The sequence below is a fragment of the Dietzia sp. SYD-A1 genome (assembly GCF_015356725.1).
Lineage (GTDB): Bacteria > Actinomycetota > Actinomycetes > Mycobacteriales > Mycobacteriaceae > Dietzia.
In genome coordinates this window covers 1-24,763 of sequence record NZ_JADDKI010000001.1, presented here as the reverse complement: position 1 = coordinate 24,763, position 24,763 = coordinate 1, and the positions used below count along the sequence as shown (strand labels likewise).

23 protein-coding genes are annotated in these 24,763 nt (G+C 70.6%); 1 reads left to right on the top strand and 22 read right to left on the bottom strand.

The features are described from left to right. Window positions 1–20 precede the first annotated feature (20 nt). From fmt to IY392_RS00010, 22 genes are all read right to left on the bottom strand, one after another. Window positions 21–953: a methionyl-tRNA formyltransferase gene (gene fmt, locus IY392_RS00115; protein ID WP_194860206.1), complete on the bottom strand. Its 933-nt coding sequence runs from the start codon at window positions 951–953 to the stop codon at window positions 21–23. A gap of 3 nt (window positions 954–956) precedes the next feature. Then, window positions 957–1,511 (bottom strand): peptide deformylase, encoded by a 555-nt coding sequence (def, locus tag IY392_RS00110; RefSeq protein ID WP_194860205.1) that lies wholly within the window; start codon window positions 1,509–1,511, stop codon window positions 957–959. 81 nt (window positions 1,512–1,592) lie between these two features. Then, window positions 1,593–3,638, bottom strand: coding sequence for a primosomal protein N' (locus IY392_RS00105; protein WP_194860204.1), 2,046 nt, complete (start codon window positions 3,636–3,638; stop codon window positions 1,593–1,595). Between the two features lie 43 nt (window positions 3,639–3,681). Further along, window positions 3,682–4,893, bottom strand: a complete 1,212-nt coding sequence (gene metK, locus IY392_RS00100; RefSeq protein WP_107756522.1) for a methionine adenosyltransferase — start codon at window positions 4,891–4,893, stop codon at window positions 3,682–3,684. Between the two features lie 58 nt (window positions 4,894–4,951). Continuing rightward, the gene (gene coaBC / locus IY392_RS00095) at window positions 4,952–6,232 is read right to left on the bottom strand and encodes a bifunctional phosphopantothenoylcysteine decarboxylase/phosphopantothenate--cysteine ligase CoaBC (protein ID WP_194860203.1); all 1,281 of its coding nucleotides are present in this window, start codon (window positions 6,230–6,232) and stop codon (window positions 4,952–4,954) included. Further along, entirely contained in the window at window positions 6,229–6,513 is a 285-nt protein-coding gene (gene rpoZ / locus IY392_RS00090; protein WP_017836841.1) for a DNA-directed RNA polymerase subunit omega, read from the bottom strand. The genes coaBC and rpoZ overlap by 4 nt, the downstream gene beginning before the upstream one ends. A 72-nt stretch (window positions 6,514–6,585) precedes the next feature. After that, on the bottom strand, window positions 6,586–7,191 hold the full coding sequence (gene gmk / locus IY392_RS00085; RefSeq protein WP_107756524.1) for a guanylate kinase: 606 nt from the start codon (window positions 7,189–7,191) through the stop codon (window positions 6,586–6,588). 7 nt (window positions 7,192–7,198) lie between these two features. Next, window positions 7,199–7,522 carry an integration host factor, actinobacterial type gene (mihF, locus tag IY392_RS00080; RefSeq protein WP_007631925.1) on the bottom strand — a complete coding sequence of 108 codons (324 nt, stop codon included), beginning with the start codon at window positions 7,520–7,522 and terminating at the stop codon, window positions 7,199–7,201. Window positions 7,523–7,942: 420 nt separating this feature from the next. Further along, on the bottom strand, window positions 7,943–8,794 hold the full coding sequence (gene pyrF / locus IY392_RS00075; protein ID WP_194860202.1) for an orotidine-5'-phosphate decarboxylase: 852 nt from the start codon (window positions 8,792–8,794) through the stop codon (window positions 7,943–7,945). Then, window positions 8,791–12,153 carry a carbamoyl-phosphate synthase large subunit gene (gene carB / locus IY392_RS00070; protein WP_107756526.1) on the bottom strand — a complete coding sequence of 1,121 codons (3,363 nt, stop codon included), beginning with the start codon at window positions 12,151–12,153 and terminating at the stop codon, window positions 8,791–8,793. The genes pyrF and carB overlap by 4 nt, the downstream gene beginning before the upstream one ends. Continuing rightward, on the bottom strand, window positions 12,153–13,373 hold the full coding sequence (carA, locus tag IY392_RS00065) for a glutamine-hydrolyzing carbamoyl-phosphate synthase small subunit (RefSeq protein ID WP_194860201.1): 1,221 nt from the start codon (window positions 13,371–13,373) through the stop codon (window positions 12,153–12,155). Before carA ends, carB begins: the two co-directional genes overlap by 1 nt. Next, window positions 13,370–13,918 (bottom strand): hypothetical protein, encoded by a 549-nt coding sequence (locus IY392_RS00060; protein WP_182612041.1) that lies wholly within the window; start codon window positions 13,916–13,918, stop codon window positions 13,370–13,372. Before IY392_RS00060 ends, carA begins: the two co-directional genes overlap by 4 nt. Then, entirely contained in the window at window positions 13,915–15,231 is a 1,317-nt protein-coding gene (locus tag IY392_RS00055) for a dihydroorotase (protein WP_107756528.1), read from the bottom strand. Before IY392_RS00055 ends, IY392_RS00060 begins: the two co-directional genes overlap by 4 nt. Further along, window positions 15,228–16,169, bottom strand: coding sequence for an aspartate carbamoyltransferase catalytic subunit (locus tag IY392_RS00050; protein WP_107756529.1), 942 nt, complete (start codon window positions 16,167–16,169; stop codon window positions 15,228–15,230). Before IY392_RS00050 ends, IY392_RS00055 begins: the two co-directional genes overlap by 4 nt. Further along, window positions 16,166–16,750 (bottom strand): bifunctional pyr operon transcriptional regulator/uracil phosphoribosyltransferase PyrR, encoded by a 585-nt coding sequence (pyrR, locus tag IY392_RS00045; protein WP_107756530.1) that lies wholly within the window; start codon window positions 16,748–16,750, stop codon window positions 16,166–16,168. Before pyrR ends, IY392_RS00050 begins: the two co-directional genes overlap by 4 nt. 68 nt (window positions 16,751–16,818) lie before the next feature. Continuing rightward, complete coding sequence (gene nusB / locus IY392_RS00040; RefSeq protein ID WP_182612037.1) at window positions 16,819–17,364, bottom strand: transcription antitermination factor NusB; 546 nt, start codon at window positions 17,362–17,364, stop codon at window positions 16,819–16,821. A gap of 2 nt (window positions 17,365–17,366) precedes the next feature. Next, a complete protein-coding gene (gene efp / locus IY392_RS00035; RefSeq protein ID WP_107756532.1) occupies window positions 17,367–17,930 on the bottom strand; it encodes an elongation factor P in 564 nt (187 codons plus the stop codon). Window positions 17,931–18,005: 75 nt separating this feature from the next. After that, complete coding sequence (locus tag IY392_RS00030) at window positions 18,006–19,106, bottom strand: aminopeptidase P family protein (RefSeq protein WP_194860200.1); 1,101 nt, start codon at window positions 19,104–19,106, stop codon at window positions 18,006–18,008. Further along, window positions 19,103–20,230 (bottom strand): 3-dehydroquinate synthase, encoded by a 1,128-nt coding sequence (gene aroB, locus IY392_RS00025; RefSeq protein WP_107756534.1) that lies wholly within the window; start codon window positions 20,228–20,230, stop codon window positions 19,103–19,105. The genes IY392_RS00030 and aroB overlap by 4 nt, the downstream gene beginning before the upstream one ends. Before the next feature lie 46 nt (window positions 20,231–20,276). Next, a complete protein-coding gene (locus IY392_RS00020; protein WP_107756535.1) occupies window positions 20,277–20,828 on the bottom strand; it encodes a shikimate kinase in 552 nt (183 codons plus the stop codon). After that, a complete protein-coding gene (aroC, locus tag IY392_RS00015; RefSeq protein WP_309233957.1) occupies window positions 20,825–22,027 on the bottom strand; it encodes a chorismate synthase in 1,203 nt (400 codons plus the stop codon). The genes IY392_RS00020 and aroC overlap by 4 nt, the downstream gene beginning before the upstream one ends. Before the next feature lie 38 nt (window positions 22,028–22,065). Continuing rightward, entirely contained in the window at window positions 22,066–23,139 is a 1,074-nt protein-coding gene (locus IY392_RS00010) for an AraC family transcriptional regulator (RefSeq protein WP_107756536.1), read from the bottom strand. A gap of 70 nt (window positions 23,140–23,209) precedes the next feature. Here IY392_RS00010 and IY392_RS00005 point away from each other — a divergent pair, with 70 nt between their 5' ends. After that, window positions 23,210–24,730 (top strand): NAD(P)/FAD-dependent oxidoreductase, encoded by a 1,521-nt coding sequence (locus tag IY392_RS00005; RefSeq protein WP_182612033.1) that lies wholly within the window; start codon window positions 23,210–23,212, stop codon window positions 24,728–24,730. Window positions 24,731–24,763 lie beyond the last annotated feature (33 nt).

Below are 24,763 nucleotides of genomic sequence, written 5' to 3'. Positions count from 1 at the left end.
GCCCCGCCCGCCATCGGCGCTCATGCGAACTCCGCCTCGGCGTCGAGCCGGGCACCGCGCGCCCAGTCGACCGCGTTCATCATCTTCTTACCGGGTGGCTGAACAGCCTCCAGCACCATCGGAGAGGTGGCCGTGCCCACGAGGAGAGTCCGCTTGTCGAGCCGGATCCGCCCGGGCGTCAAGGCGGTCGTGCCCTCGTCGGACGGAGTCGCGGCACCGATCTTGACCCGTTCCCCGGCGAGCGTCGTCCACGCTCCCGGGGCCGGGGTCACGGATCGGATGTGACGATCCACCGCCAGTGCCGGATCAGCCCAGCGCACGCGCGCGTCGTCGACGGTGATCTTCCCTGCACGCGAGATACCGTCCGTCGGCTGCGGGACTGCGCGTGCCTCCCCCGCCTCGATGGCGTCGAGGGTGGCCACGAGCAGCTCCGCGCCGGACATCGACAGGCGACCGAGCAGGTCGCCGGCGGTGTCGCGCGGCCGTATCGCCTCGGTCATCGTCCCCAGGACCGGACCGGTGTCCATCCCCTCGTCGAGCAGGAAGGTCGTGGCCCCGGTCACCTCGTCTCCCGCCTCGATCGCGGCGTTGACCGGGGCGGCACCCCGCCACGCGGGCAACAGTGAGAAGTGGAGGTTCACCCACCCGTGGGTGGGGATGTCCAGCACGGGCCGCGGCACCAGGTGCCCGTAGGCGACCACCGGGACCGCGTCGGGGGCGAGTTCGCGGAGCCGCTCGGCGAACTGCGGGTCGCGCGCGTTCGGCGGGGTGAGGACCTCGATGCCCGCGTCGTCGGCGACAGCCGCCACGGCACTACGGGACAGACTCCGGCCACGACCGGTCCTGGCGTCGGGCCGCGAGACCACCGCCACCACTTCGTGACGGTCGCAGCTCACGAGTGCCTCGAGTGACGGGACCGCCGCCTGCGGGGTGCCGGCGAAGACGAGACGCACGGCTCACCTCACCGCCATGGCGTCGGCGAGCCGGTCGTAGACGACCCCGTCGCTGATGGCGTCGCTACCGAACCACCCGGAGGCCCGGATCCCGGCCATCGCCGATCGACGCCGGTCCGGGGTGAGACGCTGAAGGAACAGGATGCCGTCGAGGTGGTCTGTCTCGTGCTGCACCGCGCGGGCGAGGATCCCGTCCGCCTCGAAGGTCACCGGGTCCCCCTTGACGTCCACGCCACGCGCGAGGACACGTGCGTAACGCTCAGTGGGCTCCGAGATCCCGGGAATCGACAGACAACCCTCGTTGACGTTCGTTTTCTCGTCACCGATCGGTTCCCACTCCGGATTGACCAGGTGGCCTTCCCGGCCACCACAGGTGTAGACGAACACCCGGGTGGACACACCGATCTGCGGCGCCGCCAACCCGGCTCCCTCCTCGTGCCGGACTGTGTCCATGAGGTCGGCCACGGTGCGCGCCAGCCTGTCGTCGAACGAGGTGACGGGATCGGTCGGGGTCCTCAGGACGGGGTCACCGAAGAGCCGGACGGGGTGGACGGCCATGCGGATCTGAACTCCTCGCGGGTGGGGACACGGTGAACGATCATTCTAGGTGCTCGCGGGCCGACCCACCGCACGGGCCGCTCAGCCGATGTGGACCGGATCGAGTCGCACCCGGACGGGGTCGGCGCTCCGGCGGCCGGACCGCGCCACCACGACCGCCCGCAGCTCCGTGGAGACCGCCGCGAGGAGGACGGGCGGGACGCGGAGCAACATCCGCTCGGGGTCGTCCACGCCGTCGTGACCGGGCAACTCCTCGCCCGGGGGGAGGTCGACCGGGCCGAGAACCTCGACCTCGTCCGGGAGCCTGAGTTCGTCGAGGATGGCCGACAGGGCCGTGGCCGGTCCGTCCACGGCCACCATGTGGACCGCGGGCGGGAACCCCACCTCGGCACGGTCGGCGAGTTCGCGTGCGGCCCACCCCTGGGGGTCCCATCGCACGAGAGCCTGCGCGACCGGGGACCCGGAATCCGCCGACAGGAACACCCGACCACCCTCAGCGGCCGGCCGGACGAGCGAGGCCGCACCCACCCAGAACCGCAGAGCGTTCTGGACCGCCCGCAGGTCGGGTCGTCCGAGAAGAGCCCAGGAGTCCAGGAGCAACGCCGCGCCGTACCCGCCCTCGGCGACCGGTTCGGCCCCGGGGGTGGACACGATGATGGCGGGGGCCGCCGGCACGGTGTCGATGATCTCCCCTCCCCCGCTCGTACGGATCCTGACACCGGGGAACATCCGACCGAGTTCCTCCGCCGTCCTCCCCGTACCCACGACCCCCGCGCGCAGGGCCCTGGACCCACAGGCCACGCACCGGAAGCCCGGCTCAGGGGCCCCGCACCAGCCGCAGGCCAGATCCACGGGCCCGTGCACCGCGTCCATCCGCCCCGCACGCAGTGGTCCGTTGCACCGGCGGCACCGGGCCGGCGTCCGACACGATCCGCACAGCAGGGTCGGGATGTACCCCTTCCTCGGCACCTGCACGAGCACCGGCGCGTCCACGTCGATGGCCTCCCGGGCCATCGTCACCGCCACGGCAGGCAGTCGGGTCCGGCCGCCGGCCACATCGCGGGCCTGGGTCGGATCCGCGTCCGTGAAGGCGACCACGCGCGGGGCGAGAGCCCGGACGAGGCCGGGTACGGGCCGGATCTCGTGTGCCCATCCCGACCGCACGTACTCGGCCACCTCCGGGGTCCGGTCCACCGAGCTCAGGAGCAACGGGGTGCCGTCCAGCACGGAGCGCTGCGCCGCCACCTCCCTGGTGTGCGGATAGGGGGCCCGCGGCTCCACGAACGAATCGTCACCGTCGTCGTGCAGCACGATCAAGCCGGGCTCCGGGAGCGGCGCGAACACGGCGCTGCGCGTCCCCACGACGATCCTCGCGTGCCCCCGGACGGCGCGCAACCACCGTCGGTACCGGGCCGAGGGGCCGATACCCGCCGACAGGTCGACCACCAGGTCCCGTCCGGCGGCACCCCCGCCCACGACCTGCCGGCATTCGGCGGTCAACCGGTCGACGTCCCGCTGGTCCGGGACGATCAGCAACACCTGCAGACCCCTGCGCCTGACGGAGTCCGCCAGCGCGGCCAGCGCCCGTGCCCAGTCCCGTCCCGGTGGCACGGTCCAGACGGCCCGCGCCGGGACCCCACCGGTCGCCGCGTCGAGGAACCGGGCCACCATCGGGTGGTCGGCCCAGCCGGTGGGTATCTCGACCGGCCCCTCCGTCACCCCCAGCGGAGGCTGCGGGTCGGGCACAGATTTCTCGGCCGCCGCGTGCCGCGGGGGGACGGCCAGCCGGAGGACGTCCGAACGCATGCCCACCCACCTCCGGGCGACCAGCTCGACGAGCCGGAGCAACCGCGGCGTCAGCACGGGCTCCGGCGAGATCACGCGCTCCAACCAGGCCAGGTCCCCGGCGTGATCCGATTCGTCCGTGCGCTCGATGAGGAACCCGTCGACGAGCCTGCCCGCGAACCGCACCCGGACGCGCGTCCCCGGGATCGCCTGATCGGCCAGGGATTCCGGGACCAGGTAGTCGAACTCCCTGTCCAGGTGCGGAACTCCGAGCAGCGGAAGCACCCGGGCCACGGGGGCGTCAGCCGCCGCGACCCGGGCCGCCGGGCGAGTCGTGGTCACGGCCTCGGATCCTCGCACCCCGATCCGACACCCGGGGCGGTCGTCAGCGCCCGACGGCCTGCTTGAGTTCGTCGACGCGGTCGGTCCTCTCCCAGGGCAGGTCCAGGTCGGTCCGACCGAAGTGACCGTAGGCCGCCGTCCCGGCGTAGATCGGGCGCTTGAGGTCGAGGTCGCGGATGATCGCACCGGGACGCAGATCGAACACCGAGGAGACCGCCTCCTGCAGGACCGCGATGTCGACCTTCTCGGTCCCGAACGCCTCGACGAACAGCCCCACCGGGGCGGCCTTGCCGATCGCGTACGCGACCTGGACCTCGACACGCTCGGCCAACCCGGCCGCGACGATGTTCTTGGCGACCCACCGCATGGCGTACGCCGCGGAGCGGTCGACCTTCGACGGGTCCTTGCCGGAGAACGCACCGCCGCCGTGACGGGCCATCCCGCCGTAGGTGTCCACGATGATCTTGCGCCCGGTCAGGCCGGCGTCGCCCATCGGGCCGCCCAGGACGAACCGACCCGTCGGGTTGACCAGGAGGCGGAAGTCGCCGGTCTCGATACCGGCCGCGGCCTCGGCGAGGACCGGCCCGATGACGTGCTCGGTGAGGTCGTCGCGCAGCGTCGTCTCCAGGTCGATCTCGGGTGCGTGCTGCGTGGAGATGACGATCGTGTCCAGCCTGACCGCGCGTTCGCCGTCGTACTCGATGGTCACCTGGGTCTTGCCGTCCGGGCGCAGGTACGCCAGCGTGCCGTCCTTGCGGACCTCGGTCAGCCGCCGCGAGAGGCGGTGGGCCAGAGCGATGGGCAACGGCATGAGTTCCGGGGTGTCCGAGCACGCGTAACCGAACATCAGGCCCTGGTCACCGGCGCCCTGCCGGGCGATCGCGTCCTCGACCGGATCGCTGGAGGTCCGTGCCTCGTGGGAGGTGTCCACACCCTGGGCGATCTCCGGGGACTGCTGTCCGATCGAGATCGACACACCACAGGAGACTCCGTCGAAGCCCTTGTCGGAGGAGTCGTAACCGACCTCGACGATCTTTTCGCGGATGAGCTGCGGGATCTCGACGTACCCGGTCGTCTTGACCTCACCGGCCACGTGCACCATCCCGGTGGTCACCATCGTCTCGACGGCGACGCGGGCCTCGGGGTCCTGCGTCAGCATCGCGTCCAGGATGGCATCGGAGATCGCGTCACAGATCTTGTCCGGATGCCCCTCGGTCACGGACTCGCTGGTGAACAGCCGACGTGCCTGCGTCACAGTGGTTCTCTCTTCCTGGTGCCGGGTGCGTGTGATCGGTCGATCGCGTGGGGTCAGACTAGTCGGTGCAGTCCGTGGTGGTCCGCGCGGATGGTGACTCGGTCACGGACACCACCGCGTCGAGGATCCGCCCGGCCAGCAGATCCTTGCTCGCCCTGTCCACCGACACCTCCCCGCCCGCGGCGTCGAGGATCCAGCCGCCGTTCACGTCCTGTCCGAAGGTGGTGCCCCGCCCGACCTCGTTGACGACGAGGAGGTCGCACCCCTTCCGGGCGAGCTTCGCCCGGCCGTGGTCGAGGACGGACCCCGTGGAATCGCCGGTCTCGGCGGCGAACCCCACCAGGACGCAGCCCGCGGGGATCTCCCCGGACGCGCGGGCCGCGACGAGCCCGGCGAGGATGTCCGGATTGCGTTCCAACCGGATCTGGGCCGGTTCGGATCCGCTGTCCTTCTTGAGTTTGGAGGACGACACGTCGGTCGGGCGGAAGTCGGCCACCGCCGCGGCCTTGATCACCACATCGGCGTCGGCCGCGGCCGAGAGGGTGGCGTCCCGCATCTCGAGGGCCGAGTCGATGTGGATCGCCTCGACGGCGGCCGGCACCGGCAGATCGGAGGAGGTCACCAGGGTGACGCGGGCTCCCCGCGCCGCGGCGATCGCGGCGATGGCGTGTCCCTGTTTCCCGGAACTGCGATTGCCGAGGAAACGGACGGGATCGATCTCCTCACGGGTGCCGCCGGACGTCACCACGACGTGGCGCCCGGCCAGGTCCCACGGAAGGGTCCCGCCGTCGAGCAGCAGTCTCGACAGACGGGCGATGTCGGCGGGTTCGGGGAGCCGGCCGGCGCCGGTGTCGGATCCGGTGAGTCGGCCGGAGGCGGGGGGCATCACATGGACGCCGTCTGTGCGGAGGGTGGCGACGTTGCGCCTCGTCGCCGGGTGTTCCCACATCTCGGTGTGCATCGCCGGCGCGAGAAGGACCGGACACCGCGCGGTCAACAGGGTGGAGGTGAGCAGATCGTCCGCGCGCCCGGACGCGACCCGCGCGAGCAGGTCCGCGGTCGCGGGGGCGACGACGACGAGGTCCGCCCGCTGCCCGAGGGCGACGTGGCGGACCGAGGGTACGTCGGAGAACACACCGGTCGAGACCGGGTTGCCCGACAGGGCCTCGAAGGTGGCGGACCCGACGAAGTTCAGGGCCGCCTCGGTGGGGACGACGTCGACGTGGCACCCGGACTCGGTGAGGAGCCTGATCAGACCACACGACTTGTAGGCGGCGATCCCGCCCCCGACGCCGACGACGACGCGGGTACGGCGCCCATCGCCCCCGGGAGGGGTCACTCTCCCTCGGCGCAGTCGAGCAGGTCGGAATGGAGCTCGCGCAGCGCGATGGTCAGCGGCTTCTCGTGGAGCGCCGGGTCGACCAGCGGGCCGACGTACTCGAGGATGCCCTCCTCGATCTGGTTGTAGTACGAGTTGATCTGACGTGCGCGCTTGGCGGCGAAGATCACCAGTGCGTACTTGGAGGACGCCCGCTCGAGGAGCTCGTCGATCGGCGGATTGGTGATCCCGATCGGGGTGTCGTACAACGGCGCTGCCGGTGCTGCTTCGATGGTGGCCACTATGGGTTCTCCTCTGGGGTCCAGCCTGGGTGGTGCTCTGGCCTGTGTGGTGCTCGGGCGTCGGATTCGGCGTCAGTCTTGGCCGACCAGCAATGATACCAACTCATCGACCGCGGCCTCGAGTTCGTCGTTGACGACGACCTCGTCGAACTCGTCCCGCGCGGCCATCTCGACCTTGGCGGTCTCGAGCCTGCGGGCGACGACCTCGTGAGGTTCGGTACCTCTGCCCCGCAGACGGACTTCGAGCTCCTCCCACGAGGGGGGCGACAGGAACACGGTCCGTCCCTCCGGAATGGAGTCCCGGATCTGCCGGACGCCGGCGAGGTCGACCTCGATGAGGACCGGACGCCCCTCCGCGAGGGCGTGACGAACCGGCTCCGCGGGGGTACCCGAGAGCTGGAGACCGCGGTGGATCTCCGCCCACTCGAGCATCCGTCCCTGTTCGACGGCGCGACGGAACTCCTCCGTGCTGACGAAGTGGTAGTCGCGACCGTCGACCTCCCCGGGACGGGGGTCCCGGGTGGTCATCGACACGCTGAAGAAGAGGTCCGGGACGCGATCGCGGAGGCGCGCCACGACAGTTGACTTGCCGACGGCGGAGGGGCCGGCCAAGACGATCAGCCGGCCCCTCTTCGCCGCCGCTTCCGGGGACGAGACCCCGGACGACGGTGTGTTCATGCGTCGATCAGTCGACCGTGAAGTCGAACCGCTCGAGCAGTGCGCGGCGCTGGCGATCTCCGAGACCACGCAGGCGACGCGTCGGTGCGATCTCCAGCTCGGTCATGATCTCCTGCGCCTTGACCTTGCCGACCTTGGGCAGGGCCTCGAGCAGCGCCGAGACCTTCATCTTGCCGAGGATCTCGTCACTCTCGGCATCCTTGAGCACCTGCTTGAGGTCGGTGCCACCACGCTTCAGGCGCTCCTTGAGCTCAGCCCGGGCGCGACGGGCGGCAGCCGCCTTCTCCAGAGCAGCGGCGCGCTGCTCATCGGTCAACTGGGGAAGGGCCACAATTCCTCCGTCTCGTTCGTGTGTGTCTCATGACTCACGCGGGTGTCCACCGTAGGACATCCACGTGTGGTGTGCGGTGACCGTCCCCGGCGCGTCCGCGGGCTGCGGAGCGCGTCCGGGAGCGGGCGCTCCCTCGTGCTCACCGTACCCGGGCGAGTCCGCCCCCCCTCGCGGGAGACCGGCACGGCGTCGGGCCTGATGACCTCAGCAACAGTACGCGGCCGAGTGGCCTCGTCCTCGCGCGGGGCCCGGCGTGGCACCCCGCCTGAACTGCGCATTGACGTGTGAGGTGAGGAGAAGACTAACGTCGGCGGTCCGCCGCCGCGAACCGAACCGCCCGAAATCGCGCGACCGCGTCATGGATCAGCGCGGCACACGGGGCCCCTGTGACTCCAGCCGACCGCTGGGACGGCTGACGAGTCAGTCGGATTCGGCGAACCGGTAGGTCTCGGCCAGGTCGCGGACCACCGCGCGCATCGCCCCGACGTCCGGACCGGAACGCAGGACGTGCCGGGAGACGTTGACGAGGGTGCGGGGCAACGCGGGTCCGGCGATCCTCCGGACGTCCTCGGCGGTCCCCCCCTGCTCCCCCACCCCCGGCATGAGAACCGGACCGGAGAGATCGTCCAGTCGCGGAGGCTCGGCGACCGTCGCGCCCACCACCACACCGAACGAGCCCGGCGCCCCGGGCCCCGACGCGGCGTTCCGGTGGCCCACCTCGTCCACCACCATCTGCGCGACCGTCCCGGAGGGCCCGGTGGCCGCCTGCAGTCCCACCGCCTCCGGGTTGGAGGTGCGGGCCAACACGAACAACCCGCGGTCGTTCGCCGTGGCGGCGTCGAAGGCCGCGTCGAGCGATGCCACCCCGAGATACGGGGACACCGTGAGCGCGTCACACGCCAGAGGTGAGCCCTCCGCCAGCCACGCCCGGGCGTACCCGGCCATCGTCGAACCGATGTCCCCGCGCTTGGCGTCCGCGATCGACAGAGCTCCGGCCTCGACGATCGACGCCAGCACCTCCTCGAGGACCGCGAACCCGCCGGATCCGTGCTCCTCGAAGAACGCCACCTGGGGTTTGATCGCCGGCACGAGATCCCCGAAGGCCTCCAGCGATCGACGGGAGAACTCGCGGACACCCACGGCGTTAACACCCAGCCCCCAGGCATCGAGGAGAGCCGGGTGCGGGTCGATGCCCACGCAGAGGTTTCCCCGGGCCCGGACCGCGCCGTGGAGCCGCGCCCCGAAGGAGACCCGGGACGTTCCGTCGGTCATCGGGCGGCGAACCCGCTGTGCAGCTCCTGCAGGGGGCTGACGGTGACGTCGCCGCGCCGGATCGCCTCGATACCGTGGACCGCCGCGGTCGCGCCCTGGACCGTGGTGACACACGGGACCCGCCGGGTGATCGCGGCCGAACGGATCTCGTGTCCGTCGGCCCTGGTGCCCCCGGTGGAGGAGGCGATGTTCAGGATCAGGTCGACCTCGTCCGCGTGGATCCTGTCGACGATCGTCCGGACCGGGTCACCCTTGTCGTCGACCGGCCCACCCCCGGCCTCGGTGAGTTTCGCGACGGTCTCGCAGGCGATCCCGTACCGCCGGAGCATGAGCGCGGTGCCCTCGGTGGCCAGGACGGTGAACCCGAGCGCGGCCAGCCGTTGCGCCGGGAACACCATCGAGCGCTTGTCCCTGTTCGCGACGGAGACGAACACGGTCCCGGACGTCGGGAGCACCCCCTCGGCCGCGAGCTGGCCCTTGGCAAAGGCGACGGCGAAGTCGGGACCGATGCCCATGACCTCCCCGGTCGACTTCATCTCCGGACTCAGCAGTGAGTCCACGGGGTTGCCCTCGGGTGTGCGGAAGCGGTTGAACGGGAGGACCGCTTCCTTGACCGCGACGGGCGCGTCCGCCGGGAGCGATCCGCCGTCCCGGTCGGACGGCAGGAGGCCTTCGGCCTTGAGCTCGGCGATCGTCTCGCCCATCATGATGCGGGCGCACGCCTTGGCGAGGTGCACGCCGGTCGCCTTGGAGACGAACGGCACCGTGCGACTGGCCCGGGGATTGGCCTCCAGGACGTACAGCACGTCGTCCTTGATCGCGTACTGCACGTTGAGCAGTCCCTTGACGCCGATCCCGAACGCCAACGCCTCACTGGAACGGCGCACGCGATCGATGTCGTCCTGCCCCAGGGTGATGGGCGGGAGCGCGCAGGCGGAGTCGCCGGAGTGGATACCGGCCTCCTCGATGTGTTCCATGACGCCACCCAGGTAGACCTCGGTGCCGTCGCACAGCACGTCCACGTCGATCTCGACCGCGTCATCGAGGAAGCGGTCGACCAGGACGGGACGATCCGGGCTGATCTCGGTGGCACGATCGATGTACGACCGCAGTGAGTCCTCGTCATAGACGATCTCCATCCCCCGTCCACCCAGGACATACGAGGGGCGCACGAGGACGGGGTACCCGATCCGGGCCGCGATCTCCGTGGCCTCCGTGGCGTTGATGGCGGTGCCGAACGCGGGTGCGGGCAGACCGGCCCTGACGAGGACCTCGCCGAACTCTCGGCGGTCCTCCGCCAGGTCGATCGCCGAGGGGCTGGTGCCCACGATGGGGACACCGGCCTCCTCGAGCTGCGCCGCCAGGCCCAGCGGGGTCTGGCCACCGAGTTGGACCAGGACACCGGCGACGGTGCCCGACTCGGTCTCGGCGTGGTAGACCTCCATGACGTCCTCGAACGTCAGCGGCTCGAAGTACAGGCGGTCGGCGGTGTCGTAGTCGGTCGAGACCGTCTCGGGGTTGCAGTTGACCATGACCGTCTCGTACCCGGCCTCGGACAGGGTGAGCGCGGCGTGCACGCAGGAGTAGTCGAACTCGATGCCCTGGCCGATCCGGTTGGGTCCCGAGCCCAGGATGATGACCTTCTCGCGCTCGGTCTGCGGCGCGACCTCGGACTCGGCGGCGGGGTCGAGTTCGTAGGTCGAGTAGTGGTACGGGGTCTTGGCCTCGAACTCCGCGGCACAGGTGTCGACCGTCTTGTACACGGGCCGCACCGCGAGTCGGTGACGCAGGCGCCGTACGCCCTCGGGGCCGGCGAACTCCGGCCGCAGGGCCGCGATCTGGGCGTCGGACAGTCCGTTGTGCTTCGCGCGCCGCAGGAGCGCGGCATCGACCACGGGCGCGTCGACGATCTCCTGACGGAGCTCGACAAGGGCGGAGATCTCCTCGAGGAACCACGGGTCGAGTCCCGATGCCTCGTGGACCTGTTCGACGGTCGCGCCGAGGCGCAGCGCGAGTTCGACGTCGTAGATGCGGCCCTCGGTCGGGCGCACCAGGTCGGCGAGGACGGCGTCGACGTCGGTCGACCGGCCGGGCGCGATCGTCTCGTCGGGCAGCGTCCAGAAGCCGGCGGCCTTGGTCTCCAGGGACCGCATCACCTTGCCGAGCGCCTCGCGGAAGTTGCGGCCCAGGCTCATCGCCTCGCCCACCGACTTCATGGTGGTGGTGAGGGTGTCGTCCGCGCCGGGGAACTTCTCGAAGGCGAACCGCGGAGCCTTGACCACCACGTAGTCGAGGGTCGGTTCGAAGCACGCCGGGGTCTCACCGGTGATGTCGTTGGTGATCTCGTCGAGCGAGTACCCGATGGCGAGGCGGGCGGCGATCTTGGCGATGGGGAAGCCGGTGGCCTTGGAGGCCAGGGCCGAGGACCGGGAGACGCGCGGGTTCATCTCGATCACGACGAGCCGGCCGTCCACGGGGTTGATGGCGAACTGGATGTTGCATCCCCCGGTGTCGACGCCGACGGCGCGGAGGATCGCGATCCCGATGTCGCGCATGTCCTGATACTCGCGATCGGTCAACGTCATGGACGGCGCGACGGTGACCGAGTCGCCGGTGTGGACCCCGAGGGCGTCGACGTTCTCGATGGAGCACACCACGACGACGTTGTCCTTGTTGTCCCGCATGAGCTCGAGTTCGAACTCCTTCCACCCGAGGATCGACTCCTCGATGAGGACGTTCGCCGTGGGCGAGGCGGACAGGCCGCCGCCGGCGATCCGCTCGAGATCCTCGGTGGTGTAGGCCAGGCCGGAGCCGAGCCCGCCCATGGTGAACGACGGTCGGACCACGACGGGCAGACCGAGTTCGGCGACGGTCGCGTGGACCTCCTCCATGGTGTGGCACACGGCGCTGCGCGCGGAGTCACCGCCCACACTCGCGACGATGTCCTTGAAGGTCTGCCGGTCCTCGCCGCGGTTGATGGCGGGGATGTCGGCGCCGATCAGTTCCACGCCGTGCTTGGCGAGTATCCCCTGGGCATCGAGCTGCATGGCGGCGTTGAGCGCGGTCTGACCCCCGAGGGTCGCCAACACCGCGTCGACGGGGTGCCCGTCGGCCGCCTCCTTGGTGAAGATCTTGTCGATGTACTCGGGCGTGATCGGCTCGATGTAGGTGCTGTCCGCGAACTCGGGGTCGGTCATGATCGTCGCCGGGTTGGAGTTGACGAGCGTGACCCGCAGGCCCTCGGCACGGAGCACTCGGCACGCCTGCGTCCCGGAGTAGTCGAACTCACACGCCTGGCCGATGACGATCGGTCCGGAACCGATGACGAGGACGTGGTTGATGTCTGTGCGGCGGGGCATCAGTTCGAGCCCTTTCTGGAGTCTGCGGAACCGTCGGCGGCGTCGCCCGACGCTGAGTCGAGCAGGCTGACGAAGCGGTCGAAGAGATCGGCGGCGTCGCGGGGACCTGCCGCGGCCTCGGGGTGGTACTGGACGGAGAACGCCGAGCCGTCGGTGAGGGCGACGCCCTCGACGGACCCGTCGTTCGCGCACACGTGCGTGACCGTGGCCGTGCCCCAGGGTGTCTCCCAGGTCTCGGTCTCCGGCGCACGCAGGGCGAACCCGTGGTTCTGGGACGTGATGGCGACCGTCCCCGTGGCCTTCTCCACCACCGGGATGTTGATGCCGCGGTGGCCGAACCTCATCTTGTAGGTCTCGAGTCCGAGCGCCCTGCCCAGGATCTGGTTGCCGAAACAGATCCCGAAGAACGGGATCCCCTGGCTCAGGACCTCCTTGGTCAGGTGAACCGCGGCGTCGGCGGTGGCCGGATCTCCCGGCCCGTTGGACAGGAAGACCCCGTCCACGTCGAGATCGAGGACGTCCTGCAGGGTCGAGTCGGAGGGCAGGACGTGCACCCGCACGCCGCGTGCGGTGAGCATGCGGGGGGTGTTGGTCTTGATCCCCAGGTCGAGCGCGGCCACCGAGTGGCGCACCCGGCCTTCGGGCTCGACGACGTAGGGCGTGTCCGTCGAGACCTCCCCGGCGAGGGAGGCCCCGGCCATGGGCTCCTGATCGCGGACGATCGCGAGCATCGACTCGTCGTCCACCACGGCGTCACCGGAGAAGATGCCGGCCTTCATGGCCCCGAGCTCCCGGATGTGGCGGACGACCGCCCGGGTGTCCACGTCGGCGATCCCCACGATGCCCTGGGCGAGCATCTCGTCCTCGAGCGTGCGCTCGGACCGGTGGTTGGAGGCCCGCCGTGACAGGTCACGGATGACAAGGCCCGCCACCCAGATCCGACCGCCGCCGTTCCTGCCGTCCAGGAGCGACTCACCGTCCTCGTCGTTCCATCCGGTGTTACCGATCTGCGGAGCGGTGCTGACGACGATCTGGCGGTGATAGGACGGGTCGGTCAGGGTCTCCTGGTAGCCGGACATGCCGGTCGTGAACACGGCCTCGCCGAGCGTCGTCCCGGTCGCCCCGAACGCGGTTCCTCGGTGGATGCGACCGTCCTCGAGGACGAGCGCGGCGGGGTGGCGACCCCCCGGTGCGACGGTGGTTCCTTGGTGCGGTGTCACTTGTTCTCCTCGGTGGTGGAGCTGGGAGTGTCCGGCCGGGGGGTCGGAGCGGCGTCTCCGCGCAGCTCCTCCCAGCGGGGGTACGTGTCCTTGTCGTCGGCCCGGAAACCGGAGTCGATCAGAGTGGTGCCGTCCGGGCCTGCGACCTGCCACCGGGCGACGAGGATCCCACCGCCCGGCACGGTCTTGTTGGCGAGCGCCGAGGCGCGTCGGACGGTCTGGAGGTCGGATCGGGGGATCCAGACGGTTGCGTCGGCGAGGTCGAGCCGCAGCCCACCGGTGAACGCGGTGAGGGTTCCGGCCGATCGGTGACCGAGCGGCGCGCGGGCGATGCGTGCCTGCCAGTCCCCCGCCACGGTGCTCCCGATGTACACGCCGGTCAGCGGGCCCAGGATGACATCACCGGTCTCGGCCGGCGCCTCGGGCAGGGCGTCGAACAGGCCTGCCTGGGATCGCGTCCGGTTGCGCCACCCCCGGATCATCAACCCGAGTACGCCCAGGAAGACCAGGATGACGATGATCAGGGTCCAGATGTCCTGTGTCATGCGAGTACCTCTCCGTCGCGGTTGGTCATGCGACCCCGGTACACGGTGGCCACGACCCGCGCCGCGAACGTCATCCCCTCATACGGGGTGTTGGCGGACAGACTTGCGAGTTCTTCCCCCACGACGGTCCACGGGGAGTCGGGATCCACGGCGGCGAGGTTCGCGGGCTCCCCCACCGCGATCGGCCGCCCCTGGTCCGGGAGACCGGCGATCTCGGCGGGGCGCGAGCTCATCACGCGGGCCAGATCGCGCCAGGTCATCTCCCCCGACTCGACCAGCAGGGCCGCCACGATGGGCAACGCCGTCTCCAACCCGAGCATGCCCGGGCGGGCGGCCGCGAACTCGCAGCACTTCTCCTGGGCGGCGTGGGGGGCGTGGTCCGTGGCGACGCAGTCGATCACGCCGGACACGAGCGCGTCACGCAGGGCGAGGGTGTCGTGGGCTTCGCGGAGAGGCGGGTTGACCCGGTAGACCCCGTCGTAGGACTCGAGTCTCGTGTCGTCGAGCAGCAGGTGATGGGGGGTGACCTCCGCGGTGATCGAGATCCCCTGTGCCTTCGCCCACCTCAGCAGCTCGACCGTCCCCGTGGTGGAGGCGTGGCAGATGTGGACGCGCGCGCCGGCGTCCCGGGCCAGTATCGCGTCGCGCGCGACGATCGACTCCTCCGCCGAACGCGGCCAGCCGGTCAGCCCGAGGCGGGCGGCCGTGGGTCCCTCGTGTGCCACCGCACCCTTGGTCAGGCGCGGCTCCTCGGCGTGCTGCGCGATCAGCACGCCGAGGCCCGCCGAGTATTCGAGGGCGCGGCGCATCACCAGCGGGTCGTAGACGCACATGCCGTCGTCGGAGAAGATCCGGACTCCGGCCTCGCCCGCGGCCATCTGGCCCATCTCGGTGAGCTGCTCCCCCTTGAGGCCGACGGTGACCGCTCCCACCGGGTGGACATCGCACAGCCCCACGGACCGGCCGATCCGCCACACGGAGTCGGTCACCGTCTGGTTGTCCTGCGGCGGCTGCGTGTTGGCCATGGCGAACACAGCGGTGTATCCGCCTCGCGCCGCGGCTGCCGACCCGGTGGCGACGGTCTCGGTGTCCTCGCGTCCGGGTTCGCGGAGGTGGGTGTGGAGGTCGACGAACCCGGGCAGCAGGACGGCGCCGCCCAGGTCGTGGATCTCCGCGTCACCGGGCAGGTCGGCGCCGGCGTCGGGCCCGATCGCGGCGACGAGCCCGTCCCTGACCAGCACGTCGACGGGGTCGCCCTCCCCGTAGGGCCGGACCCGGCGCAGTAACAGGGTCGGGTGGTGGTGGGCGTTCACTCGGGGTTTCCTTCCGTTCCGACGAGGGTGTGGAGCAGTATCGACATCCGCACGTGGACTCCGTTGGTGACCTGTTGGAGGATCGCCGCGGACGGCGCGTCGGCCGTGTCGAAGCCGATCTCCATCCCCCGGACCATCGGGCCGGGATGGAGGACGACCGCGTTCTCGCGCAACCGGGCCGCGCGGGCGGGTCCCAGGCCGTAGCGCACCGCGTACTCGCGGGCGGACGGGAAGAAGCCGCCGTTCATCCGTTCGGCCTGCACGCGCAGCATCATCACCGCGTCCGCGCCAGGCAGTTCGTCGTCGAGGTCGGTGGACACCCTGACCGGCCAGTGTCCGACGCCCACCGGGAGCAGGGTGGGCGGGGCGACCAGTACGACCTCGGCGCCGAGGGTCGACAACAGCAGCGCATTCGACCGCGCGACCCGGGAGTGCAGGATGTCGCCGACGATCACCACGCGGCGGCCCTCGATCCCCCCCAGACGTTCCCGGATGGTCATCGCGTCGAGCAGAGCCTGGGTCGGGTGCTCGTGCATCCCGTCACCGGCGTTGATGACCGAGGGGCCGGCGCCTCCGGGGGCCACCCACCCGGCGATCTGGAGGGCCGATCCCGAGGCCGGATGGCGGACGATGAGCGCGTCGGCCCCTACGGCGGTCAGCGTCATGGCGGTGTCACGGAGGGATTCGCCCTTCTGCACCGAGGAGGCGCTCGCGGAGACGTTGATCACGTCGGCACTCATCCACTTTCCGGCAGTCTCGAAGGAGACCCGGGTCCGCGTGGAGTTCTCGTAGAAGACGGTCAGCACGGTCTTGCCCCGGAGGGTCGGGAGCTTGCGCACCTCGCGGCCGAGGAGCGCCTCCTTGAGACGGTCCGCCTCGTCGAGGATCGACAGCGCCGCGTCGCGGTCGAGATCGGCGGCGGAGAGGAGATGCTTCACAGGGTGTCCTCCGGAGTCGGCCGACGCAGGACCACAGTGTCGACCCCGTCCGTCTCCACGAGTCGGACGGAGACGCCCTCCTCACGCGAGGTGGGGACGTTCTTGCCCACGTAGTCGGCACGGATCGGCAGTTCTCGGTGCCCGCGGTCGACCAGGACGGCGAGTTGGACGCGCGCGGGCCGCCCGAGGTCTCGGAGCGCGTCGAACGCCGCCCGGATGGTGCGGCCGGAGAACAGGACGTCGTCGACCAGGATCACGGTCGCCCCGTCGACCCCGTCCGGCGGGACCGTGGTGGGGCTCATGGGGCGGTGCGGTCCCCCGGCGAGGTCGTCCCGGTACAGGGTGACGTCCAACGAGCCGGCGTGCACCGCGGCTCCGCTGAACTCGCGGATGCGCTCGGCCAGCCGATGGGCGAGGGGCACCCCGCGGGTCGGGATACCGAGCAGGACGACGGGACCCGAATCCGGGGAGTCCGCGGCCGTGCGTTCGATGATCTGATGGGCCAGTCGGGACACCGTCCTGGCGACGTCGTCAGACGTGAAGAGTGAAACCGAGGTCGACTCCGGACCGTCAGTACTCACCGATCACCACCTCCTTGTCCGCCTCTCTGGACGGCTCGTTAAAGGGATAGCTTTCGGGTTGAACCCTATCAGTCCCCGGCCCCCGGCCCCGGCGGGTCGGGGGTGGGCTCCGACACGTGCGCGGTCGGCGCCGGATCGAGCGAGGACACCGCGCGTTCGGCGGCCCGGATGTGCTCGGCGAGACCGGCGACGCGGTCGAGGACGGCGTTGACGTAGGGAACCGACTTCTCGGCCGACAGGTCCGAGATCAGCAGCACGGACTGGTCGATCACGATCGCCGCGTCCACGTCCTCGGTCCCGAACAGCAGCTCCCACGCTCCCGCCCGCAGCACCGCCCGGTCCACGGCCGGCAGGCGCTCGAGGGTCCAGTCCCGCAGGTGCTCGGAGATCATCGAGTCGAGACGGTCCAGCCGCTGCGCCACGCCCGTGACGATCTCCATGGTGTACGACGCCACGTCGTGGAACTCCTGCGACTCCTCGCCCATCCGCCGGCGCTCCTCCGCGAGTGCCACCACATCGGCGTCGCGGAGTTCCGCCTCGAACAGCAGGGCCACCGCTCGCTTGCGCGCACGGAATCTCGATCCCCGGCGCCGGTGATCTGCCTCGTCCGCCATGGTCAGTCGTTCACCCGGCTGAGGTACCGGCCGTCGCGGGTGTCGATGCGGAGCTTGTCGCCCGTGTTGATGAACAGCGGGACGTGGACCTCGGCACCGGTCTCGAGTGTGGCGGGCTTGGTGCCGCCGGTCGACCGGTCACCCTGGAGACCCGGATCGGTGTGCTGGACCACCAGGTCCACCGCGACGGGCATCTCGGCGAACAGCGGCACGCCCTCGTGCATCGAGACCTGGACGCTGGTGTTCTCCAGGAGGAAGCGGGCACCGTCCCCCATCACGGCGGGCGAGACGTTGATCTGCTCGAAGTCCTTCTCGTCCATGAGGACGTAGTCCTCCCCGTCGCGGTACAGGAAGGTCATGTCGCGGCGGTCCACCGTCGCGGTCTCCACCTTGACCCCGGCGTTGTAGGTCTTGTCGACGATCTTGCCGGAAACGACGTTCTTGATCTTCGTGCGGACGAAGGCGGGGCCCTTACCCGGCTTGACGTGCTGGAACTCCTGGATCTGCCACAGGTTCCCCTCCTCCTTGAGGACGAGGCCGTTCTTGAAATCGGCGGTGGACGCCATGGTCGGTTCTCCTTCGCGAGTCGTCGGCGGGCGGCAGTGGACCGGCGCCGCGCGGATGTTCTGTGGGACGGCGGCTCAGAGCACGGTCAGCGCCGTCGACGTGGTGGTCAGGGATCTACCGCTCCCGCCGGTGACGGCCACGGTGTCCTCGATTCGGATCCCGCCGAGCCCGGGGAGGTAGATCCCCGGCTCGATGGTGATCACATCGCCGTCGGACAGTGTACTCGCGGACCTGGTGGACACCGCGGGCGCTTCGTGGACATCCAGTCCCACGCCGTGACCCAGCGAATGGCCGAAGTGCTCGCCGAACCCCGCGTCGGAGATGATGCCCCGGCTCACGCCGTCGAGTTCCCCGCAGGCCAGTCCCTCCCGAACCGCGGACACACCGGCGCGATGCGCGCGACTGACCACCTCGTAGGCGTCGAGGAGCCTGTCCGCGGCGCCCGCGAACGCCACCGTGCGGGTGCAGTCCGAGGCGTAGCCGGAGACGGTCGCACCGAAATCGACGACCACGAGATCGCCGGGGGCGAGCCGCCTGTCCCCCGGGACGTGGTGCGGGAACGCCCCGTTGGGACCCGAGGCGACGATGGTCTCGAACGCGACGCCGTCCGAACCAGCCCGTCGCATGGCGTGTTCGAGGTCCGCTGCGACCTCACGCTCGCTGCGGCCCGGGGCGAGTACGCCGTGGGCGAGCACATGGGTCCAGGCGTCGTCGACGACCCGGCAGGCACGCTCGATGAGACCGATCTCGACACTGTCCTTCGTCCTCCTCACCCGCTCCACCACGCCACTGGTCTCGACGAGCGGCGCGTCCGCGGCTCCGAGGTCGGCGAGCACCCGCCGCAGCGCGCTCGCCGCGGACAGGGTCATCGCGTCCGCCTCGACCGCCAACGGCGCGTCGGCGGGTCCGCGTCGACGTCCGAGAACCCCCGCGACGTACTCGCGCGAGATCACGTGCCCGACATCCGGGGCCTGCTCGACGACCTGGAGTTCGTACCGCGAATCCGTGCACAGGACGGCCTCGCCGTCGTCCTCCACCAGAACGGCCCCCCCGGATCCGCGGAACCCGGTCAGGTAGGCGATGTTCCGGGGGTCGGTCACGAGGAGTGCGGCAGCGCCCGCCTCCGCGGTCGCGGAGGCGACCGCGCGCCGACGCTCCGCCAGCCGGTCACTCACAGCAGCACCCCGCCGCCGCTGGGCTTGTTGCCCTCCGAGATCGCGGCGTAGGCCGCGGTCATGAGGGACGGGTCGGGAGCCTCCATCCGTGCCGGACGGGCCAGTCCGTCGAGGACCACCAACCGGAGGAATCCGGAGTGGTTCTTCTTGTCCCCGGACATCAGCTCGAGCAGCCGGGGGAAGGCGTCATCGTGGTATCCGGTGGGCAACCCCAGGGAGGACAGGATCGACGCGTGTCGGTCCGCCGTCGCGTCGTCCAGACGCCCCGCCAGCCGGGCAAGCTCCGCCACGAAGCACATCCCCACGCTCACGGCCGCCCCGTGCCGCCAGCGGTACTGCTCACGGCGCTCGACCGCGTGCCCGAGTGTGTGACCGTAGTTGAGGATCTCCCGGGGACCGGACTCCTTCAGGTCCCGGCCCACCACGTCGGCCTTGACCTGGACACTGCGTCGGATGAGTTCGACGATCGTCTCCCCGGTCGGGTCGAGCGCGGCCTGCGGGTCCGCCTCAATGAGGTCGAGGATCCCCGGGTCCGCGATGAAACCGCACTTGACCACCTCCGCCATGCCCGAGATCAACTCGTTGCGCGGAACCGATTCGAGGGTGGCGGTGTCGACGAAGACGGCGGCCGGTTCGTGGAAGCTCCCCACCAGGTTCTTGCCTGCATCGGTGTTGATCCCGGTCTTGCCCCCCACGGCGGCGTCCACCATGGCGAGCAGCGTGGTGGGGATGTGCACCACGCGCACCCCGCGCATCCAGGTGGCGGCGACGAATCCGGCGAGGTCCGTCGCCGCCCCGCCACCCAGGCTCACCACGGTGTCCTTGCGGCCCAGCCCGATCTTGCCGAGCACGTCCCAGCAGTACCCCGCCACGGCGAGGTCCTTGCCGGCCTCCGCGTCGGGGATCTCGACGCGGTGCGCGTTGACGCCGGCGGCGGCGAGTTGCTCCCGCAGCAACTCGGCGGTCTGCGTCAACGGCGGCTGATGGAATATCGCCAGGTTCCGCGACTCCGAGCACGCCTCGAGGATCTCCGGCAACAGTCCGCGGCCGATCACCACCGGATAGGGGGCGGCGGACCGCACATCCACCACCACGGGCTCGGTGGTGTCTCGGTCTCGGTTCATGAAGGACTCCCGCTCATCGTTCGACTGATCTCACTTCTCGCCGGACTCACGATCGGTCCGCCGCGCTGCGCGCGTGCGGGTCACCGGACTCGAGTCTGTCGACGATCTCCGTCACCACCTTGCCCGAACTCCTGCGCTCGGTGCTCACGGTCGACCACGCGACCTCCCGGTAGAGCGGCGCCCGCTCGGTCAACAACGCCTGGTACCGCGCCGTCACGTCACCGCCGGCGAGGAGTGGGCGACCGGCGCCCCGGGACCTGCGCACCCCCTCGGCCACCCCGATCGTCAGATGGATCACGCGGTGACCGCGGAGCCGGCCGCGGGTGGTCGCCGACAGCACGGCACCGCCCCCCAGCGAGAGGACCCCGCTGAAGGTCTCCAGCGCCTCCCCCACGACCCTCTCCTCGATCGCGCGGAACGCGGGTTCACCCTCCTCCGCGAAGATCTCGGGAATCGACCGCCCCTCGGCCTCCTCGATCATCTGATCGGCATCACGGAACGGAACGTCGAGCCTGCGGGCCAGCTTGCGCCCGATGGTCGTCTTGCCGGCACCCGGCGGACCCACCAGGACGGCGACCGGCCGTGCCGGGTGGTTCATGCCGGATCCGAGTCCCAGTCCAGTCTCGCCGCCACGGCGTCGAGGTACCCTTGCGCGTTGCGCCGGGTCTCCGACACCGAGTCCCCGCCGAACTTCTGCAGGACAGAGCGTGCGAGGACCAGCGCGACCATGGATTCCGCGACCACCCCGGCGGCGGGGACCGCGCAGACATCGGAGCGCTGGTGGATGGCGGTGGCGCCGGATCCGTCCGCCATGTCGACGGTGCTCAGCGCGCGCGGCACCGTGGAGATGGGTTTCATGGCGGCGCGGACCCGCAGGACCTGCCCGTTGGTCATCCCGCCCTCGAGTCCACCCGCGCGGTTGGTACGGCGTTCCACGCCGTCGTCGCCCCGCACCATCTCGTCGTGCGCGACGCTGCCCCGGCGACGCGCGGTCTCGAAACCGTCGCCGACCTCGACCCCCTTGATCGCCTGGATCCCCATGAGGGCTCCCGCAAGCTGGGCGTCGAGGCGCTCCTCGCCGGACACGTGCGAACCGAGTCCGATGGGCAGCCCGTGGACGACCACCTCGACCACGCCCCCGAGCGTGTCCCCGGCCTTCTTGGCGGCCTCGATCTCGGCGATCATGGATTCCCCGCTCGCGGTGTCGAAGGCACGCACGGGACTCTCGTCGATGACCGGCAGGTCGGCGAACGTGGGTTCGGGCCCGGTGTAGGGATCGGAGGCGCCGATGGAGATCACGTGCGAGAGGACCTCCACGCCCAGGACCTCACGCAGCACCGCCCGCGCGACCGTCCCCGCCGCGACCCTGGCCGCGGTCTCGCGTGCGCTGGCGCGTTCCAGAACCATGCGGGCGTCGTCGAAGTCGTACTTCACCATCCCGGCGAAGTCGGCGTGGCCCGGGCGAGGTCTGGTGAGGGTGGCCGCGCGGGCCTTGTCCTCGATCGCATCGGGGTCGATGGGATCCGCCGACATGATCGTGTCCCACTTGGGCCACTCGGTGTTCCCGACCTCGATCGCCACGGGCGAGCCCATGGTGCGACCGTGGCGGACGCCGGCCAGCACCCTGACCGCGTCGGCCTCGAACTTCATCCGGGCGCCGCGGCCGTAGCCCAGGCGGCGACGGGCGAGCTGCGCCGCGATCTGGTCGGTCGTCACCTTGACACCCGCGATGACGCCCTCGACGATCGTCACCAGGGCCTGGCCATGCGATTCTCCGGCGGTGGTCCACTTCAGCACGTCGCCGATCATCCCACGTCCGGGTCCCACCCGGCACATCAGGCCCGCCGGGCCGCCGGCGTCCGGGTGCGCGAGGCGACCGAGGCCCGGTGCGGGGTGGTACCGGTGAGTCGCCGGAACGCGTGGATGAAGCTCGACGCCTCGGCATATCCCAACCGGATGGCGACGTCCTCGACGGACAGCAGACCGGTAGCCAACATGCGGTCTGCCAACTCGACCCGGACGTCGTCCAGCAGGCGTTGGTAGGAGGTGCCCTCCTCCGCTAGACGCCTCCGCAACGTCCGTGGACTCACCCCCAGTTCGGCGGCCACCGACGACATGGGTGCCCCCTGGGAGAGACGTCCGGTGATGGCGACGCGGACCCGGCTGCTCACCGGCCCGCGGTTTCGTCGGGTGGCGGCGAGGTCTCTGCAGAGCGCCTCCGCCACCGCCACCGTGGCGGTACTGCCCTGGGGGAGCGGACTGTCGAGGTGGGCGGCGTCGAATACGGCCGTGACCCCGACCCCGCCCTCGGACGACGACGCCACCGGCCCCAGTCGTTCACCGTAAGCCTCGAGGGTGGGCGCGGATCGGCCACCGCGGAACACGACCTCGGTGAAAGGCAGGCCGCCGGGGACGAGGTCGCCGAGAACGGAGTGGATCGCGAAGAGATCCCTGTCCACCAGGAACTCGCGGACGTCCCCCGGAAGGGTCGCGCCCCCCAGGCGGGCCTCGATCCGGTCCCCGGTCGTCTCCACCGCGATCGTGCTGAAGATGTAGCTCAGGTCGATGAAGCGCAGTGTCGTGGCGATCACCTCGCGGAGTGTGGGGCTGGACAGCAGGGCGTATCCGAGGATCCCGAAGGTCGTCAACCGGTAGGCGGACCCGACCTCGGCGGCGAGCGCGGGACGGTGTCCCGCGGCCGTCCGGAGGTTGCGGATCGCGGCCAGCTCGCTCTGCGGCGCCACCAGCAGGTCGGGGTTCGCCAGGTCAGTGGGGCTCAGCCCGACCCCGCGCAGGATCGCCCCCGCCTCGATGCCGAGAGCGCCGCCCGCCTCGACGAGTACACCGATACCGGTGGCCGATCGGGGAAAGTCCCAGTGCGGCACGGCGGGATCCTCCCAGGAGTTCATGGCCGGAATTATGGATTATCAGGCCGGGAAAGTCTGTGGCCACGCCGGGCCGGCGTCATACGGTCTCATCATGACTCCTTCCCCCTCCCCCACGCAGACCACGCGACGGCGACCCCGGGTCCTCATCATCGGCGCGGGATTCGGCGGCCTGGGTGTCGCCTACGAACTCACCCGTGGCGACCTCGCCGACGTGACGATCCTCGAGAAGGCCGACGACGTGGGCGGGGTGTGGAGGGACAACACCTACCCGGGAGCGGCGTGTGACGTGCCGTCGAACCTCTACTCGTACTCGTTCCACCGCAAGACGGACTGGGGCCGTCGCTACGCGGAGCAACCCGACATCCTCTCCTACATCCGTGAGACCGCGGACCGGTTCGGTCTCCGTGACAAGGTGCGCACGGGGACCGAGGTGACCTCGGCGACCTTCGACGAGGACACCGCCACGTGGACGGTCCTCACCGACTCCGGCGACACCTTCGAGGCCGACGTCCTGGTTCCGGCCGTCGGCCAGCTGTCCCGGCCGGCCTACCCGGACATCCCGGGGCTCCAGACGTTCGCGGGGCCGTCATTCCACTCCGCTCGGTGGCGTCACGACGTCGACCTCACCGGCAAGCGGATCGCCGTTCTCGGGACCGGGGCCTCGGCGATCCAGTTCGTCCCCCGCATCCGCGAGGCCGCCTCCCATGTGACGGTCTTCCAGCGCTCGGCGCCGTGGGTGGTGCCCAAGCCGGACCGGGCCTACACCGACACCCACCGTGCCGCCTTCGCCCGGGTTCCCGGCCTGATCCCCGCGATGCGCGGCGCCATCTGGGAGACCACCGAGGCGATCGGCCTGGCCCTGACCTCCGCGCGGCCGCTGGCCCGGATCCTGAGCGGGCTGGCCAGAGCCAATCTCAGGCTGACCGTCAGGGATCCCGCGTTGCGAGCCGCGCTCACCCCGACCGAGCCGATCGGGTGTAAGCGGATGCTGTTCAGCAACGGGTGGTACCCCGCGCTCGCCCAGCCGGACGTCGACGTGGTGACCGACGGCATCGCCGAGGTCGTGCCCGACGGCATCGTCACCGTGGACGGACAGCTGCACCCCGCCGACGTCATCATCTACGGCACCGGTTTCAAGGCCACCGAGTTCCTGGCACCCATGACCGTGCGAGGGCGAGGGGGACGGGACCTGCACGAGCAGTGGCGTGAGGGCGCCCGCGCCTACCTCGGGATGGCCGTGCAGGGTTTTCCCAACATGTTTCTCGTCTACGGCCCCAACACCAATCTCGGGAGCAGTTCGATCATCCTCATGATGGAGCAGCAGGCCCGCTACATCCGCCAGATCGTCGAGGGACTGGCCGAGGCGGATCGGCCGGCGGCCCTCGAGGTCCGCCGGGAGGTCGACGACGCCTACGACGCCGAGATCATGCGGCGTCTCGACGACTCCGTCTGGAGCGGATGCGACTCCTGGTACCGGGTCGGCTCGGGACGGGTCACCACCAACTGGCCCGGACTGGTCCACGAGTACCAGCGGCGGACCCGGACCGCGGACACGTCCGACTACGAGACCGTGACGGCACGTCGCCCGGACGTGGCGACGACGGCCGGTTAGGGCACCGCGCGACGGGGGCGCCGCCGCCGTCAG

Coding starts and splice junctions, on each gene's coding strand:
- def (WP_194860205.1), bottom strand. CDS start 1,511: ATGGCCGTCCACCCCGTCCGGCTCTTCGGTGACCCCGTCCTGAGGACC.
- gmk (WP_107756524.1), bottom strand. CDS start 7,191: ATGAACACACCGTCGTCCGGGGTCTCGTCCCCGGAAGCGGCGGCGAAG.
- pyrF (WP_194860202.1), bottom strand. CDS start 8,794: ATGACCGACGGAACGTCCCGGGTCTCCTTCGGGGCGCGGCTCCACGGC.
- carB (WP_107756526.1), bottom strand. CDS start 12,153: ATGCCCCGCCGCACAGACATCAACCACGTCCTCGTCATCGGTTCCGGA.
- IY392_RS00060 (WP_182612041.1), bottom strand. CDS start 13,918: ATGACACAGGACATCTGGACCCTGATCATCGTCATCCTGGTCTTCCTG.
- nusB (WP_182612037.1), bottom strand. CDS start 17,364: ATGGCGGACGAGGCAGATCACCGGCGCCGGGGATCGAGATTCCGTGCG.
- efp (WP_107756532.1), bottom strand. CDS start 17,930: ATGGCGTCCACCGCCGATTTCAAGAACGGCCTCGTCCTCAAGGAGGAG.
- aroB (WP_107756534.1), bottom strand. CDS start 20,230: ATGAACCGAGACCGAGACACCACCGAGCCCGTGGTGGTGGATGTGCGG.
- IY392_RS00020 (WP_107756535.1), bottom strand. CDS start 20,828: ATGAACCACCCGGCACGGCCGGTCGCCGTCCTGGTGGGTCCGCCGGGT.
- IY392_RS00010 (WP_107756536.1), bottom strand. CDS start 23,139: ATGAACTCCTGGGAGGATCCCGCCGTGCCGCACTGGGACTTTCCCCGA.
- IY392_RS00005 (WP_182612033.1), top strand. CDS start 23,210: ATGACTCCTTCCCCCTCCCCCACGCAGACCACGCGACGGCGACCCCGG.